Below are 14501 nucleotides of genomic sequence, written 5' to 3'. Positions count from 1 at the left end.
TCTACGCTAGAATCGGCCACCCCGACCGCCGTGGCCATGCTGCGGCACCACGCAATCAGGATCATTGAATGAGCATCAAGAGCGACCGTTGGATCCGCCGCATGTCCGAACAGCACGGCATGATCGAGCCGTACGAAGCCGGCCAGGTGAAGCAGGTGGATGGCCAGCGGATCGTCAGCTACGGCACGTCCAGCTACGGCTACGACGTGCGTTGCTCGCGTGAGTTCAAGGTGTTCACCAACATCAACTCCACCATCGTCGACCCCAAGCACTTCGACCCGAAAAGCTTTGTGGACATCGTCGCCGACGAGTGCATCATCCCGCCGAATTCGTTCGCGCTGGCGCGCACTGTGGAGTACTTCCGTATTCCGCGCGACACGCTGGTGGTGTGCCTGGGTAAGAGCACCTACGCGCGCTGCGGCATCATCGTCAACGTCACGCCGCTGGAGCCGGAATGGGAAGGCCACGTGACGCTGGAGTTCTCCAACACCACGCCGTTGCCGGCGCGCATCTACGCCAATGAAGGCGTGGCGCAGATGCTGTTCTTCCAGGCCGACCCGGACGACATCTGCGAGACCTCGTACAAGGACCGCGGTGGCAAGTACCAGGGCCAGACCGGCGTGACCCTGCCGCGCACCTGATCGGCGCAGACGGTTTGCAGATAAAAGAAGGGCGCGGAATTCCGCGCCCTTCCTGTTTCCGGCTGGCGGCGCTTACTTGCCGCGCCCGAACAACATGCCGATACCGACGGCCACCAGAATGGCCGGCCACCAGGTGGCCAGCATCGTGCCGATGTTGCCGTTGATCCAGCCCAGGTTCTTGGCCAGGAAAAACAGGCCGACGATGATCAGGATCAGGGCGGCGATCAAATTGGAGCGCATCGGCGGAAATGTCCGTTGGGTGGGAAGGCGCTTATCGTAGCCGCTGGCGCCAGATTTCGACACGCTGCGCCAACACGTCTGGATCGAAGCGCTGCGCCTTGCCGCTGCCCCAGACTGGGCCGGGCCACGCCGGGTCGCTCTCGTTGCGGCCGATCAGGTGGATGTGCAGCTGACGGACGATGTTGCCCAGCGCGCCGATGTTGATCTTGGTGACATTGGGTTTCTGCTTTAGGTGCTGGGAGATCTGGTTGATCTCGGCCAGCAGCAGCCGTTGCTGACCGCCATCCAGGTCGATCCACTCGCTGGCGTTGGGTACGCGCGGCACCAGCACGACCCACGGAAAGCGGTCGTCGTTCATCAGGCGGATCTGGGACAGCGGCCCGTCAGCAATCAATACGCTGTCGGCGGCAAGGCGGGTATCGAGTTCGAAATCGGACGTCACAGCTTCGGTCATCGCAGGTTCTCGCTGAAGAAGGCCAAGGTGCGTTCGCGCGCCAGTTCGGCGCTGGGAGCGTGGTAGTGCATGCCGACCTCGCGGTTGAAGGCGTGGTCGGCCGGGTACACATATACCGGCAATGTGGGTTGCTTTTCACGGTGCGCTGCAACGGCGGCGGCTGGGATGGAGGCGTCTTGGTCGCCAAAGTGGAAGATCGCCGGGGCTTTGAAGGGGATGTCCAGGAATGGCACATTGCGGGCGCCGTAGTAGCTGGCGGACGGCAAGCCCAGTCGTTGCGCAGCCAGCAGGGCGATGGTGCCGCCCCAGCAGTAGCCGACCGTGCCGACTTTCCCGTACTGGGCCAGCTGTTGGGCCGCGGCTTCCACGATGCTGACGGCGCGATCCACGCCCAGCTCGGTCACCAGTTCCTTGCCACGGCTGACGCCATCGGCGTCGTAGTCCAGCTCCAGGCCCGGCTGCAGCGGGTCGAAGAAGTTGGGCGCCAGCACCGCATAGCCCTCGGCGGCGTACTGTTCGGCGACATGGCGGATATGCGCGTTGGCGCCGAAGATTTCCTGGATGACGACCAGGCCGGCGCGCGGGGTGCCTTCCGGCAAGGCCTGCCAGGCGCGGACCGGGCCGAGGGCAGTGGGGAGGGTGATCCATTGGGGCATGAGACGCTCCGTGGTGGTGGGAATGTCAGGTTCCCTTCTCCCGCTTGCGGGGGAAGGTGCCCGGAGGGCGGATGGGGGGAGCTTTCCATAGTTCGCCTTCAGGCGCGTGGCGACGCGTTCGTCGTCGCTGCGGCGGAGGGGATTGCGGCGCCCCCTCACTCCAACCCCCGCTCCGCGCCCCGGCCCTTGCGCTGGCGCAAGGGCGTTCGTGGGGCAGCGAACCAGTGGTTCGCAAGCTGCCCCTCTCACCCCGCATGCGGGAGAGGGGCTTTGCGGATCTTTGTCTTGCTTGGCCCCATTAAGCCAGTTGCAGGGCGCGGCGGCTGGGGGTCGGTATAATCGCCCGCTTTCCGGCCCTGCGGTCATTCCGGCCCCGGCCCCAAGAATTTCGTGAACATGTCCCAGCTGAACCCAAAAGTCGGCTTCGTCAGCCTTGGCTGCCCGAAGGCGTTGGTCGATTCCGAGCGCATCCTCACCCAGCTGCGGGTGGAGGGCTACAGCATCGTGCCGTCCTACGACTCGGCCGACGTGGTGGTGGTCAACACCTGTGGCTTCATCGACTCGGCCGTGGCGGAGTCGCTGGACGCGATCGGCGAGGCGATGAACGAGAACGGCAAGGTCATCGTCACCGGCTGCCTGGGCAAGAAGGGCGACATGATCCGCGAGCATTACCCGGACGTGCTGTCGGTGTCCGGCCCGCAGGATTACGTCAGCGTGATGGACGCGGTGCATGCGGCGCTGCCGCCCAAGCATGATCCGTTCGTGGATCTGGTGCCGGACTACGGCATCAAGCTGACCCCGCGCCATTACGCCTATCTGAAGATTTCCGAAGGCTGCAACCACCGTTGCAGCTTCTGCATCATCCCGTCGATGCGTGGCGATCTGGTATCGCGCCCGGTTGACGAGGTGCTGCGCGAGGCCGAGCGCCTGGTGAAGGGCGGTGTGCGCGAACTGCTGGTCGTGTCGCAGGACACCTCGGCTTACGGCGTGGACCGCAAGTACGCGCCGGGCACCTGGCGCGGCAAGGAATACGCCACGCGCATGAAGGCGCTGTGCGAAGGTCTGTCCGAGTTGGATGCGTGGACGCGCCTGCATTACGTCTACCCGTATCCGCATGTGGATGACGTGGTGCCGTTGATGGCCGAAGGCAAAATCCTGCCGTACCTGGACATTCCGTTCCAGCACGCCAGCCCGCGTATTTTGAAGTTGATGAAGCGCCCAGGTGCGGTCGACAAAACGTTGGAGCGCGTGTTGCGCTGGCGCGAGATCGCGCCGGACATCACCGTGCGCTCGACCTTCATCGTCGGCTTCCCCGGCGAGACCGATGCCGAGTTCGAGCAGTTGCTCGAATTCCTCGATGTCGCCCAGCTCGACCGCGTCGGCGCATTCGCGTACTCGCCGGTGGACGGCGCGACCGCCAACGATCTGCCCGATCCCGTGCCGGAAGAAGTGAAGCAGGAGCGTCTGGCGCGTTTCATGGAAAAGCAGGCCGCCATCTCCGCCGCCAAGCTTGAATCCAAGATTGGCAGCGTGCAGCAGTGCCTGGTCGATGTGATCGAAGACGGCATCGCCGTGGCCCGGTCCAAGGCCGACGCGCCGGAAATCGACGGCCTGGTGCATATCCAGAATGCCGCTGAAGCCAAACTGCGCATCGGTGATTTCGTCAACGTCGAGATCACCGAAAGCGACGATCACGATCTGTTTGGCGACGCGATCATTGAAGCGAATAGCACGCCGTTCGATCTCAAGGTGCTGTGACCGAAGCAGCGGCTGAAAGCGGCGCTGGCACTGCCCGGCGTCGCTTTATCGCGCCACCGCGTGAGCAGGTGGATGCGGCTTGTTTTCAGCACCCATTGTTTGGCGAATTCGCGGCGTGGCACGCGCTGATGACGGCCGATGACTGGCCGGATATCGAAACACTCAACGCGTGCATGTCGTTGCCGGGTCGCTGTTTCGTCGCGCAGGACGCGGCGTTGCTGGAAGACGGCGAGCATTACGAAATCCGCATCCAGCAGGGGCGCATCGCTACGCGGTTGCAGAACTGGCATGACCTGTTCAATGCGATGGTCTGGGCGCGCTATCCGGCCATCAAACATGCGTTCAACGCGCAGCAATGCCGGCATATCGCAGTGACGGGGCCGACAGTGCGTAATCGCGCGCAGCAGGCGCTGACCCAGTTCGACGAAACCGGTGTGATCGTGCGGGTGCGTGATATCGCGCTGGTTGATGCGTGGGATACGCACGACTGGTCAACACTTTTTCAGGCGCATGCCGCGCGCTGGCGCAACGGCGATATCGCCGTCGCGGGCGTCATTGGTCACGCGTTGATGGAACAGATGCTGGTGCCGGGGCGCTTGCTGGTTGGCAAGTGCCTGGTGGTGCAGGGCGATGATGATTCGGCCTGCATTGCGCGCGTCGCCGAAGCGATCATGGCCGGTGAGGTGCTTGCTGCGCCGGCGGAGCTGCGTCCGTTGCCGCTGGCCGGCGTACCCGGTTGGCATCCGCAACAGGACGCGGACTTCTACGCGCAGGCCGACTACTTCCGCCCCTTGCGCGAAGGCCGCGTGTATCCGCGTCCGTTGCGTTGATCAGCTTTCGTAGCTGACGTCGACCAACACAAAACGGGTGGCACCGCTCGGCAGCTCGACTGCGAACTCATCGTCGATACGTTTCTTCAACAAGGCGCGCGCCAGTGGCGAGTCGATGCTGATGTAGCCGCTGGGTGCGTCGGTTTCGTCGGGGCCGACGATGCGGTAGGTGTGGCTTTCGCCGGAAGCCACGTTCTCCAGCTCGACCGTCGCACCGAAGAACACAGCCTCCGGGTCACTGGGCGTGGTGTCGACCACGCGCAGGGCTTCCAGCCGTTTGCTGAGGTAGCGCACGCGGCGGTCGATCTCGCCCAGCTGCTTCTTGCGGTAGGTGTACTCGGCGTTTTCGGAACGGTCGCCTTCGGCCGCTGCGGCGGCCAGCGCCTTGACCACTTCCGGCCGGCGCTGACGCCACAGTTCATCCAGTTCCGTTTTCAGGCGCGCATGACCCTGCGGCGTGATCAGTGCGGTGCTCTTCTCGGCAGGCGGGCGCCAACGGCTCATGGATCAGCGCTTTCCGCCAAAAATGCCGCCGAGGATGCCGCGCACAATCTGGTTGCCCAGCTTGGTGCCGACGGTGCGGGTGGTTTGCTTGGCCATCGTTTCGATCATGCCCTGGCGGCGTTTGGTGCCGAAGATGGCGTCCTTGATGCTCTGGCCGAAACCGCCTTCCTGTGCTTCGTCCTGCTCGCGGGTGCGGGCCTTCGGCGCATCGGCTTTTTCGACCACTTTTTCCGCGCGCTGGGCCAGCAGTTCAGCGGCCGATTCGCGGTTGACTGGGGTGTCATAGCGGGTGCCGACCGGGCTGCCGGCACGTACCTGGGCGCGCTCGGCATCGGTGATCGAGCCCATGCGGCAACGCGGCGGTGCGATCAAGGTCTTCTGCACCGGCGAGGGAATGCCCTTGTCCTGCAGTGTGGAAACCAACGCCTCGCCGGTGCCCAGCTGCGACAGCGTGGCGACCACGTCGAGCTTGGGGTTCTGCACGAAGGTTTCGGCTGCGGTCTTGACCGCCTTCTGGTCGCGTGGGGTGAACGCACGCAGCGCGTGCTGCACGCGGTTGCCGAGCTGGCCAAGAATGTTGCCCGGCACGTCATCCGGGAACTGCGAGCAGAAGTACACGCCCACGCCCTTGGAGCGGATCAAGCGCACCACCTGCTCGATGCGCTGCACCAGTGCCGGCGGCGCGTCGTCGAACAGCAGGTGCGCTTCGTCGAAGATGAAAACCAGCTTGGGTTTTTCCAGGTCGCCCACTTCCGGCAGCTGCTCGAACAGCTCGGACAGCAGCCACAGCAGGAAGGTGGAATACAGGCGCGGCTTGAGGATCAGCTGCGCGGCGGCGAGGATGCCGATCACGCCGCGGCCGTCATGATTGACGCGCATGATGTCGGCCAGTTCCAGCGCCGGCTCACCGAAGAAGGCTTCGCCGCCGTCCTGCGACAGGCGCAGCAGCGAGCGCTGGATCGCCGCCACCGACTGCGCGCTGACCAGCCCGTATTCGGTGGAGATGTCCTTGCGTTCTTCGGCGACCAGGCCGAGCAGCGCACGCAGATCGTCCAGATCGAGCAGCAGCAGGCCACGGTCGTCGGCCAGCTTGAAGACGATGTCGAGCACGCCGGACTGGGTGTCGTTCAATTCAAGAATGCGCGAGAGCAGGGTGGGGCCCATCTCGCTGACGGTGGTACGCACCGGGTGGCCGAGTTTGCCGTACAGATCCCAGAACACGGTCGGGCTGGCCGCTGCCGCGTAATCGGGGACGCCGAGTTCGGCCGCGCGCTGGGCCAGCTTCTCGCTGCCTTCGCCCGCGACCGCAAGGCCGGCCACATCGCCCTTCACGTCAGCAAGAAACACCGGCACGCCCAGTCGCGAGAACCCTTCGGCCAGCGTCATCAGGGTCACTGTCTTGCCGGTGCCGGTTGCGCCGGCCACCAGGCCGTGGCGGTTGCCGAAACGCGGGAGCAGGGTGACGGCGATGTCGTCGGTGACGCCTTTGCCGAGCAGGATCGGGTCCATGGAGGCACTCAGAGATGAATGAGGAGAGGATTCTAACGGCCGACTGTATCGGCGCGGTGCCATTGTTGCCCCCGGACAAGTCCGGCGGCTACCCTGCTTCACCTTTCGTCTGCAGTGTCGCTGATGCCCGTTTCCCTGTTTTCGGTTCGTCCCTTGCCATTGTTGGTAGCCGCCACGCTGTTGACCGTGATGCCGGCCGCCCACGCCATCTCTGCCCGCGACAAGGCCAAGGTGGACGCCATCGATGCGCGCATGACCGCCGCAGAGAAGCGTTACAACGACGCGCTGGTGCTGGTGACCAATGCCGATCCGCGCGGAACCGTGGAAGCCGATGCGGCGCTGGAGGACATGGAGGACGTGCTCACCGCCTGCATCGCGCAGAAAGGCTGCCAGGTCAGCGGCCTGCTGACCACGTATAAGCGCCTGCTCAAGAAGCAGTCCGACAGCACTGGTGAAGATGTGGCCGAAGATGTTGGGCCGCTGGAAGCCGACCCGGATCACATTGCGCCGCTGATCGCCAACGTGCCCGAGGCTGCGCGTGCGGCAGCGCTGCTGAACGATCATCGCCACGCCTTCGACGACATGGTCGAGTACAACCCGGCCATCCAGGCCGGCATCCGCCGCTGGCTCACCGATATGCGTCCGTCGCTGCTGACCAGCTACGAGAACTACATGAACCTGCGTCCGGTGATGTGGCCGGAGTGGGAGAAGAACGGCCTGCCTGAGGCGCTGCTGTTCGGCATCATGGCCAAGGAATCCAATGGCCGCGTGCATGCCTCATCGCGCGTGGGTGCAGCGGGCCTGATGCAGTTCATGCCGGCCACCGGCCGCCGCTTCGGTCTGGGCCCGGACGGCACCGGCTTTGACACGCGCTTTGATCCGCGCAGCGCCGCCGAGGCCAGTGCGGCCTATATGAATGAGCGCATGCGCGGGCTCAATAAGAACATCGAGTACGCGCTGGCCGCGTACAACGGCGGCGAGGGCCGCGCTGCCCGCATTTACCGTGAGGCAGGCGGGCAGAGCTTCTGGACCGATTCGGCCTACAACCAGTTCCCGGGCGAAACCAAGGACTACGTGCCGATGGTGATCGCCGCCGCGTGGATATTCCTGCACCCGCAGCAGTACGGCGTGGAGCTTCCCAAGATCAACGCGCAGCCGGCGACGATTCGCCTGGCCAAGTCCACCACGATCTATGAGTTGACCATCTGCTTGGGTAGCACCGGCACCCGTGATGGCTACATGCGCGCGCTGCGCAACCTCAATCCGCGTTACGAGGCTGACGGCTGGATTCCGGCCGGCACCACCATCAACGCCACCACCCGCATCGCCGGTTTGTACAACCGGTATTGCGTGAGCGGCCCACGGGCGGATCTGGCGCGCACCTTGATCACCGCCGATATCAATGCAGCAATCAAGCGCCCGTCGGCGGCAAGTTTCACCGGCAGCGTCGCGGTGGGTGATGTGCAGGCAATGCAGGCCGCGCAGGCCGCACCGCCGGTGGCGACGCCCGCACCGCGTCCGGCACCCGCTCCGGCCCGTCGCACGCCGCGTAGCTACACCGTGGTTCGCGGCGATACCTTGGGCAGCATCGCCAACCGTTTCCAGTGCGGAGTTCCCGCGCTGGCGCGTGCCAACGGCCTTCGTGCACCGGCTTATGCGCTGAAGCCCGGGCAGAGCCTGAAACTGGAAGGCTGCCGCCGCTGAGTTCGGCGCTTGCTTGAACGAAGAAAGGGCGCCGCAAGGCGCCCTTTCTTGTTGTGCTTTGTTGGTTGGGTCGGTCGCGAGGAGGAATTCTCAGGCATTTCGTAGGCTGGGAGGCAATCCCAGCCTTACCGTTGCACCCAAGCAGGCTGGGAGTACGCTTCGTTCCCTCCCAGCCTGCGATCAGCCTTGCAGCAGTTTCGCCAGCGGCTGACCCAGCTGCACCGGGCTCTCAGCCTTCAATGCAGGATCAAACGCTGCCACGCCCGGCGGCAGCAGCACGATCACCGTGGAGCCGTAGTTGAAGCGCGCCATCTCGGCAAAACGCTCCAGCGTGATGCCTTTGCCGCGCCAGTCCTTGCGGGTGATGCGGTCGCCGTAAGCAGGGATTTCCTCGCCGCTCCACACCGTTTCCACGCCGCTGACCAGCAGTGCGCCGACCATCACCTGCACCATCGGGCCGAAATCGGTATCGAAGTGGCACACCAGTCGCTCGTTGCGGGCGAACAGGCCCGGTACGTTGGCGACCGCATCGGTGCCCACGCTGAAGAGGCGGCCGGGGACATGCACGGTTTCGCGCAGGGTGCCGGTCCAGGCCATGTGCACGCGGTGATAGTCACGCGGCGACAAATACACGGTGGCGAACAGGCCGTTGTTGAACGGCTCGGCGTCGGCGGCATCGCCCAGCAGCTCGGCGGCGGTGAACGACTGGCCCTTGGCCTGGAAAATGCGGCCGTCGGCAATCGGCCCCAACTGACTGATGCGACCATCGGCCGGCATGGTCAACGTGCGCGGGTCGGCAGCGGCGACGCGTGCGCCGGGCTTCAAAGCGCGGGTGAAGAACGCATTGAAGCTGGGGTAGCTGCGGGGGTCCGGGTTGGCGGCTTCGGCCAGATTGACGTTGAACTTGCTGCTGACGGTGTCGATCAGCCAGCGCGAGATCCGCGGGTTCTGCGAATAGGCCAGCGAGCGCGCCACGGAGGACAGCAGGCGGTGGGGCAGGATGTAGCTGAGCGTTGTTACCAGACTCATGGTGCGGTGTTCTCGGTGAGCTTGATCAGGTCGCTGGCGATGGCCTGCGGATTGAATGGGGGCCGCATCAGCCCGGCCAGACGGCCTTGCGGATCGAGCACGGCGATGCTGGCCGAGTGATCCATGCTGTAGTCGCCCGGGTTTTCTTCAAAATGCTTGCCCGGCACCTTCTGGAACAGCATGCCCAGCGAGGTGGCAAAGCGCTCCAGCGACGGCACGTCGGCGGTCGCGGCAATGGTGTCCTTGTGGAAGGCGTGGGCGTATTCGCCCAGTCGCGCCGGGGTGTCACGCTCCGGGTCCACCGAGACGAAGACCACGCGCGGGCGCAGGCTGTCGGGGATGGACTGCCACTGCTTCTGGGCCTGGGCCAATTCGGTCAGGGTGGTCGGGCAGACGTCCGGGCACGAGGTGAAGCCCAGGAACACCAGGGTCCAATGGCCGCGCAGCTCGCCGGGAATCAGCCGGGTGCCGTCGGACTGGGCCAGATCGAACTCCGGCAGCGTCCGCGGCGTGCCGTAGAAGATGATCGAGCTGCTGCCGGCGGTGCCCTGGCTGCTCGGGCCAAAGACCTTCTGGGCCAGGACCAGGCCAAGTCCGGCGGCCAGGGCGATGGCGAGAATGATGCTGGTATTGCGGCTGAACATGGCCGTTGCTTCCGTTCAAGAGGGTGCCGCCGCAGGCACTGGGCCACAGGCGGGGCACGCGAGTGTAGGGGATTGCCGGCATCCGCCGCTGCACCAGGATGCGGTTTTGGCGGTTGATTCGGTGCCGGTTGGCGGCTATCGCCGAAGTTTCCGCTGCAACTGGGCGCTCAATATACCGGGCAGGCGCCTATAATCGCAGACCATTCAAGTATTTCCGTATGCCATGACTGCCGAAGCGGCCGCTGAACTTCACACGATCATCGATCTGATCCGTTACGGCGCCAGCCGTTTCAATGCCGCAGGTCTGACCTTCGGCCACAGCTACGACAACGCCTTGGACGAGGCGACCCAGCTGACCCTGCACAGCCTGCACCTGCCGCCGGATCTCGGCCCGGCGTACGGCGCTGCGCGCGTGCTGCTGGAAGAGCGCGAGCGTGTGCTGGCACTGTTCGAGCGCCGCATCAGCGAGCGCCTGCCGGCTGCTTATCTGACGGGCGAAGCGTGGTTTGCCGGGCTCAACTTCAAGAGCGATGCGCGTGCACTGGTGCCGCGTTCGCCGATTGCCGAGCTCATCCTCAATGGCTTTGAGCCGTGGCTGGCCGGCCGCGATGTCAGCCGCGCGCTGGACCTGTGCACCGGTTCGGGCTGCATCGCCATCGCCATGGGCCATTACTACCCGAACTGGCAGGTGGACGGCAGCGACGTCAATGATGCCGCGCTGTCGCTGGCAGTGGAGAACAAGGAGCGCCTGCTGGCCTACAACGTGGAGCTGGTCAAGAGCGACCTGTTCAACGGACTGAAGGGCCGCGTCTACGATCTGATCGTGACCAACCCGCCGTACGTCACCAATGACGAGACCGACGCGCTGCCGCAGGAGTATTCGCATGAGCCGGACCTGGCGCTGCGTGCCGGCGACGACGGCCTGGACCTGGTGCTGAAGATCCTGCGCGACGCGCCGGATCACCTCACCGAAGAAGGTCTGCTGATCTGCGAAGTGGGCGAATCCGAACAGCACCTGATCAAGCTGCTGCCGGAGGTCTACATGTCGTGGATCGAGTTCAAGGTCGGGCAGATGGGCATCTTTGCAGTGGAGGCGAGCGAACTGCGCGCCCACCACGACCGGATCGCCGAACTGGCGGCAGCACGGGCCTAAGAAGGCTGACGACGAAGGCTCGCGCCTTTGTCGTCTTCGCCGGCTTCGTGGGAATGACGGCAGCAGGGCAACCGCAGACAGCGAGAGCAAAACAGCAACGTGAACACTTTCGGACATCTTTTTCGTGTCACCACCTTTGGCGAATCCCACGGGCCGGCCATCGGCTGTGTGATCGACGGTTGTCCTCCGGGGCTGGAGATCGCGCCGGAAGAATTCGCGCACGATCTGCAGCGCCGTGCCACTGGCAAGAGTCGCCACACTTCGGCGCGTCGTGAGGCCGATGAAGTAGAAATCCTGTCCGGCGTCTACGAAGGCCGCACCACCGGCACGCCGATTGCGCTGCTGATCCGCAATACCGATCAGCGCAGCAAGGACTACAGCAACATTGCCCAGCAGTTCCGCCCGGGCCATGCGGATTACAGCTACTGGCAGAAGTACGGCATCCGCGATCCGCGCGGTGGCGGCCGTTCTTCGGCGCGCGAAACCACCATGCGCGTGGCGGCTGGCGTCATCGCCAAGAAATGGTTGAAGCAACTGTACGGCGTGACCGTGCGCGGCTACCTGTCGCAGCTGGGCGAAATCACTCCGGTCGGTTTTGACTGGAATGCGGTTGAAGAGAACCCCTTCTTCTGGCCCGACGCCGCACAGGTGCCGGCGCTGGAGGCGTACATGGATGCGCTGCGCAAGTCCGGTGATTCGGTCGGTGCGCGCGTGAATGTAGTTGCCGATGGCGTGCCGCCCGGTTGGGGTGAACCCATCTACGGCAAGCTGGATGGCGACATCGCTGCGGCCTTGATGAGCATCAATGCGGTCAAGGGTGTGGAGATCGGCGACGGCTTCGCCAGCGCCGCGCAGAAGGGCACCGAACATCGCGACCTGATCGCACCGGAAGGCTTCCAGTCCAATCATGCCGGCGGCATCCTCGGTGGCATTTCCACCGGGCAGCAGGTCGTCGCGTCGATGGTGCTAAAGCCGACCTCCAGCCTGCGCCTGCCGGGCGCCACGGTGGATACGTCCGGCAATGCGGTGGATGTGATCACCACCGGTCGCCATGACCCGTGCGTAGGGATCCGCGCCACGCCCATCGCCGAGGCGATGCTGGCGATGGTGCTGGTGGACCAGGCGCTGCGTCACCGCGCGCAATGTGGCGATGTCGGCGACATGGCGCCGCGCATCCCCGGTCACGTCGATGGCTGATCAACGACCGCGCGTCTGGGTTTCGCAGCCACTGTTCGACGACACCGTCGCGCAGTTGGCGGCGTACTGCGACGTGGTTGCCACCGATGAGGTCGGCGCGCACGACAGTGCCGCGATTGCCACGCATCTGGCCGATGTGGACGGTGCGCTGGTCACGCTCAACGATCGCATCGGCGCCGCCGAAATCGCCAACGCACCGGAATTGAAGATCATCGCCAATGTCGGTGTGGGCTACAACAACCTGGATGTTGCCGCGTTGGGTGCGGCCGGCATCATCGCCACCAATACGCCAGACGTTCTCACCGAAACCACGGCTGACCTCGGCTTCTCGCTGTTGATGGCGGCGGCGCGGCGCATTGTCGAATCCGACCGTTGGCTACGCGAGGGCAAGTGGGGCCAGTGGTCGTTCACCACCATGCTCGGCGCTGATCTGCATGGCAGCACGCTGGGCATTCTCGGCATGGGCCGCATTGGCCAGGCCATTGCCCGTCGTGGTCATCACGGCTTTGGCATGAACGTGCTGTACCACAACCGTTCGCGGCTGCCGGCCGAGCAGGAGCAGGCGGTTGGCGCACGCTATGTCGGCTTCGATGAGCTGCTGGCCAGCGTCGATCACCTGGTCCTGGTGCTGCCGTACGCCGCGCAGAATCACCACATCATCAATGCCGCCGCACTGGCGAAGATGAAGCCCACCGCCACGCTGGTGAACATCGCCCGTGGTGGCATCGTTGACGAGCTGGCGCTGGTGGATGCGCTGCGCAATGGCCGGCTGGCGTCGGCGGGGCTGGACGTTTACGAAAACGAGCCGAACGTGCGCCCGGAACTGCTGGCGCTGGACAACATCGTGCTGACCCCGCACATCGGCAGTGCATCGCTGGCCACGCGCCGGGCGATGGTGCAGGTGGCGGTGGACAACCTGCTGGCCGGGTTGGGCCTGGGGCCGGAAGCCGGCCGTCCCGCCAATGCGATCAATGCCGATCTGCTGACCAACGGCAGCGCCCGCATGACCATTACCGCCAGCAAAATCGACAGCAAAAAACGGTAGGGAGCCTCTGCGGCTGACCGCTGGAGGTTCCCCGAACCTGGCTCGACGTGTGTCCCCCCCCAAACCTTTTACGAGTGCACCCCATGAGCAATGAAGCCCGTCGTTTCCATGTAGCCGTTGTTGGCGCCACTGGCGCTGTTGGCCAGACCATGTTGTCGATCCTGGCTGAGCGCGACTTCCCGATCAGCAAGCTGACTTTGCTCGCCTCCGAGCGTTCGGCCGGCCAGACGGTCGACTTTGAAGGTCAGAAGATCACCATCCAAGACCTGGCCACGTTCGACCCGGCCGGCGTCGAGATCGCCCTGTTCTCGGCCGGTGGTGGCATTTCCAAGGAGTTCGCGCCGAAGTTTGCTGCTGCTGGTGCGGTGGTGATCGATAACTCCTCCACCTTCCGTTACGACGATGACGTGCCGTTGGTGGTGTCCGAGGTCAACCCGGAAGCGGCCAAGAACCGCCCGCGCGGCATCATCGCCAACCCGAACTGTTCGACCATGCAACTGATGCCGGTGCTGGCGCCGATCCATCGCGAATACGGCATCGAGCGCATCAACATCGCCACCTACCAGTCGGTGTCCGGCGCTGGCCAGAGCGGCATGGAAGAGTTGGGTAAGCAGACTGCGCAGTTGTTGGGCTTCCAGGAAATCGAGCCGACCAAGTTCCCGGTGCAGATCGCCTTCAACCTGATCCCGCACATCGACGAGTTCCTGGACAACGGCTTCACCAAGGAGGAGATGAAGCTGGTCTGGGAGACCCGCAAGATCCTCGGCGACGACACCATTCTGGTGAACCCGACCGCCGTGCGCGTGCCGGTGTTCTACGGCCACTCCGAGGCGGTCAACATCGAGACCAAGAAGAAGATCACCACCGAGCAGGCCCGCGAACTGCTGGCCGCCGCACCGGGCGTGAAGGTGGTGGACGAGCGCAAGGCGGGCGGTTACCCGACCCCGGTCACCCATGCCTCGGGCACCGACCCGGTCTACGTCGGCCGCATCCGTGAAGACATCTCGCACCCGCGGGGTCTCAACATGTGGGTGGTGGCCGACAACATCCGCAAGGGCGCCGCACTCAACGCGGTGCAGGTGGCCGAACTGGTCGCCAACGGCGGCTGAGGTGGCAGACAACGCCGGCGCAATGCCG

General features: G+C 64.7%; 15 protein-coding genes. 8 read left to right on the top strand and 7 right to left on the bottom strand.

Going from position 1 to position 14501, the window contains the following annotated elements; translation table 11 throughout:
• The first annotated feature begins 68 nt into the window (after positions 1 to 68).
• On the top strand, positions 69 to 641 hold the full coding sequence (gene dcd / locus ACREP4_RS02370) for a dCTP deaminase (RefSeq protein WP_431594589.1): 573 nt from the start codon (positions 69 to 71) through the stop codon (positions 639 to 641).
• A 72-nt stretch (positions 642 to 713) separates the two neighbouring features.
• Here dcd and ACREP4_RS02365 read toward each other — a convergent pair whose 3' ends face one another.
• Genes ACREP4_RS02365 through ACREP4_RS02355 form a run of 3 tightly spaced genes read right to left on the bottom strand, consistent with a single transcriptional unit; the run spans position 714 to position 1991 of the window.
• Positions 714 to 881: a LiaI-LiaF-like domain-containing protein gene (locus ACREP4_RS02365; RefSeq protein ID WP_170183049.1), complete on the bottom strand. Its 168-nt coding sequence runs from the start codon at positions 879 to 881 to the stop codon at positions 714 to 716.
• A gap of 31 nt (positions 882 to 912) precedes the next feature.
• Positions 913 to 1335, bottom strand: coding sequence for an HIT domain-containing protein (locus ACREP4_RS02360; protein ID WP_431594588.1), 423 nt, complete (start codon positions 1333 to 1335; stop codon positions 913 to 915).
• Positions 1332 to 1991: a dienelactone hydrolase family protein gene (locus ACREP4_RS02355; RefSeq protein WP_431594587.1), complete on the bottom strand. Its 660-nt coding sequence runs from the start codon at positions 1989 to 1991 to the stop codon at positions 1332 to 1334. The genes ACREP4_RS02360 and ACREP4_RS02355 overlap by 4 nt, the downstream gene beginning before the upstream one ends.
• 396 nt (positions 1992 to 2387) lie before the next feature.
• Here ACREP4_RS02355 and rimO point away from each other — a divergent pair, with 396 nt between their 5' ends.
• On the top strand, positions 2388 to 3749 hold the full coding sequence (gene rimO, locus ACREP4_RS02350; RefSeq protein WP_431594586.1) for a 30S ribosomal protein S12 methylthiotransferase RimO: 1362 nt from the start codon (positions 2388 to 2390) through the stop codon (positions 3747 to 3749).
• Entirely contained in the window at positions 3746 to 4579 is an 834-nt protein-coding gene (locus ACREP4_RS02345) for a DUF3025 domain-containing protein (protein WP_431594585.1), read from the top strand. The genes rimO and ACREP4_RS02345 overlap by 4 nt, the downstream gene beginning before the upstream one ends.
• Here the strand turns inward: ACREP4_RS02345 and greB are convergent, their stop codons facing one another.
• Both greB and ACREP4_RS02335 read right to left on the bottom strand, forming a co-directional pair.
• The gene (gene greB / locus ACREP4_RS02340; protein ID WP_431594584.1) at positions 4580 to 5083 is read right to left on the bottom strand and encodes a transcription elongation factor GreB; all 504 of its coding nucleotides are present in this window, start codon (positions 5081 to 5083) and stop codon (positions 4580 to 4582) included. It lies immediately after the preceding gene.
• Between the two features lie 3 nt (positions 5084 to 5086).
• Positions 5087 to 6592, bottom strand: coding sequence for a helicase HerA-like domain-containing protein (locus tag ACREP4_RS02335; protein ID WP_431594583.1), 1506 nt, complete (start codon positions 6590 to 6592; stop codon positions 5087 to 5089).
• A gap of 123 nt (positions 6593 to 6715) precedes the next feature.
• Here ACREP4_RS02335 and ACREP4_RS02330 point away from each other — a divergent pair, with 123 nt between their 5' ends.
• Complete coding sequence (locus tag ACREP4_RS02330; protein ID WP_431594582.1) at positions 6716 to 8296, top strand: transglycosylase SLT domain-containing protein; 1581 nt, start codon at positions 6716 to 6718, stop codon at positions 8294 to 8296.
• A 180-nt stretch (positions 8297 to 8476) separates the two neighbouring features.
• Here the strand turns inward: ACREP4_RS02330 and asd are convergent, their stop codons facing one another.
• Positions 8477 to 9325, bottom strand: a complete 849-nt coding sequence (gene asd, locus ACREP4_RS02325; protein ID WP_431594581.1) for an archaetidylserine decarboxylase — start codon at positions 9323 to 9325, stop codon at positions 8477 to 8479.
• A complete protein-coding gene (locus ACREP4_RS02320; RefSeq protein WP_431594580.1) occupies positions 9322 to 9969 on the bottom strand; it encodes an SCO family protein in 648 nt (215 codons plus the stop codon). Before ACREP4_RS02320 ends, asd begins: the two co-directional genes overlap by 4 nt.
• A gap of 223 nt (positions 9970 to 10192) precedes the next feature.
• On the opposite strand from ACREP4_RS02320, the gene prmB reads away from it, so the two are divergent.
• The 4 genes from prmB (at position 10193) to ACREP4_RS02300 (ending at position 14473) form a co-directional block, all read left to right on the top strand.
• Positions 10193 to 11122, top strand: a complete 930-nt coding sequence (gene prmB, locus ACREP4_RS02315) for a 50S ribosomal protein L3 N(5)-glutamine methyltransferase (protein ID WP_431594579.1) — start codon at positions 10193 to 10195, stop codon at positions 11120 to 11122.
• A 99-nt stretch (positions 11123 to 11221) separates the two neighbouring features.
• On the top strand, positions 11222 to 12319 hold the full coding sequence (gene aroC / locus ACREP4_RS02310) for a chorismate synthase (RefSeq protein WP_431594578.1): 1098 nt from the start codon (positions 11222 to 11224) through the stop codon (positions 12317 to 12319).
• Complete coding sequence (locus tag ACREP4_RS02305) at positions 12312 to 13364, top strand: 2-hydroxyacid dehydrogenase (RefSeq protein ID WP_431594577.1); 1053 nt, start codon at positions 12312 to 12314, stop codon at positions 13362 to 13364. Before aroC ends, ACREP4_RS02305 begins: the two co-directional genes overlap by 8 nt.
• Positions 13365 to 13447: 83 nt before the next feature.
• Complete coding sequence (locus tag ACREP4_RS02300) at positions 13448 to 14473, top strand: aspartate-semialdehyde dehydrogenase (protein WP_431594576.1); 1026 nt, start codon at positions 13448 to 13450, stop codon at positions 14471 to 14473.
• The last annotated feature ends 28 nt before the right edge of the window (positions 14474 to 14501 follow it).

Origin of the sequence: Stenotrophomonas sp. (assembly GCF_050737575.1) — a bacterium.
Classification (GTDB): Bacteria; Pseudomonadota; Gammaproteobacteria; order Xanthomonadales; family Xanthomonadaceae; genus Stenotrophomonas.
The sequence above is the reverse complement of the archived record's forward strand: the minus strand, read 5'-3'. Positions and strand labels throughout refer to the sequence as shown.

Coding starts and splice junctions, on each gene's coding strand:
- dcd (WP_431594589.1), top strand. CDS start 69: ATGAGCATCAAGAGCGACCGTTGGATCCGCCGCATGTCCGAACAGCAC.
- ACREP4_RS02365 (WP_170183049.1), bottom strand. CDS start 881: ATGCGCTCCAATTTGATCGCCGCCCTGATCCTGATCATCGTCGGCCTG.
- ACREP4_RS02360 (WP_431594588.1), bottom strand. CDS start 1,335: ATGACCGAAGCTGTGACGTCCGATTTCGAACTCGATACCCGCCTTGCC.
- ACREP4_RS02355 (WP_431594587.1), bottom strand. CDS start 1,991: ATGCCCCAATGGATCACCCTCCCCACTGCCCTCGGCCCGGTCCGCGCC.
- rimO (WP_431594586.1), top strand. CDS start 2,388: ATGTCCCAGCTGAACCCAAAAGTCGGCTTCGTCAGCCTTGGCTGCCCG.
- greB (WP_431594584.1), bottom strand. CDS start 5,083: ATGAGCCGTTGGCGCCCGCCTGCCGAGAAGAGCACCGCACTGATCACG.
- ACREP4_RS02335 (WP_431594583.1), bottom strand. CDS start 6,592: ATGGACCCGATCCTGCTCGGCAAAGGCGTCACCGACGACATCGCCGTC.
- ACREP4_RS02330 (WP_431594582.1), top strand. CDS start 6,716: ATGCCCGTTTCCCTGTTTTCGGTTCGTCCCTTGCCATTGTTGGTAGCC.
- asd (WP_431594581.1), bottom strand. CDS start 9,325: ATGAGTCTGGTAACAACGCTCAGCTACATCCTGCCCCACCGCCTGCTG.
- ACREP4_RS02320 (WP_431594580.1), bottom strand. CDS start 9,969: ATGTTCAGCCGCAATACCAGCATCATTCTCGCCATCGCCCTGGCCGCC.
- prmB (WP_431594579.1), top strand. CDS start 10,193: ATGACTGCCGAAGCGGCCGCTGAACTTCACACGATCATCGATCTGATC.
- ACREP4_RS02305 (WP_431594577.1), top strand. CDS start 12,312: ATGGCTGATCAACGACCGCGCGTCTGGGTTTCGCAGCCACTGTTCGAC.
- ACREP4_RS02300 (WP_431594576.1), top strand. CDS start 13,448: ATGAGCAATGAAGCCCGTCGTTTCCATGTAGCCGTTGTTGGCGCCACT.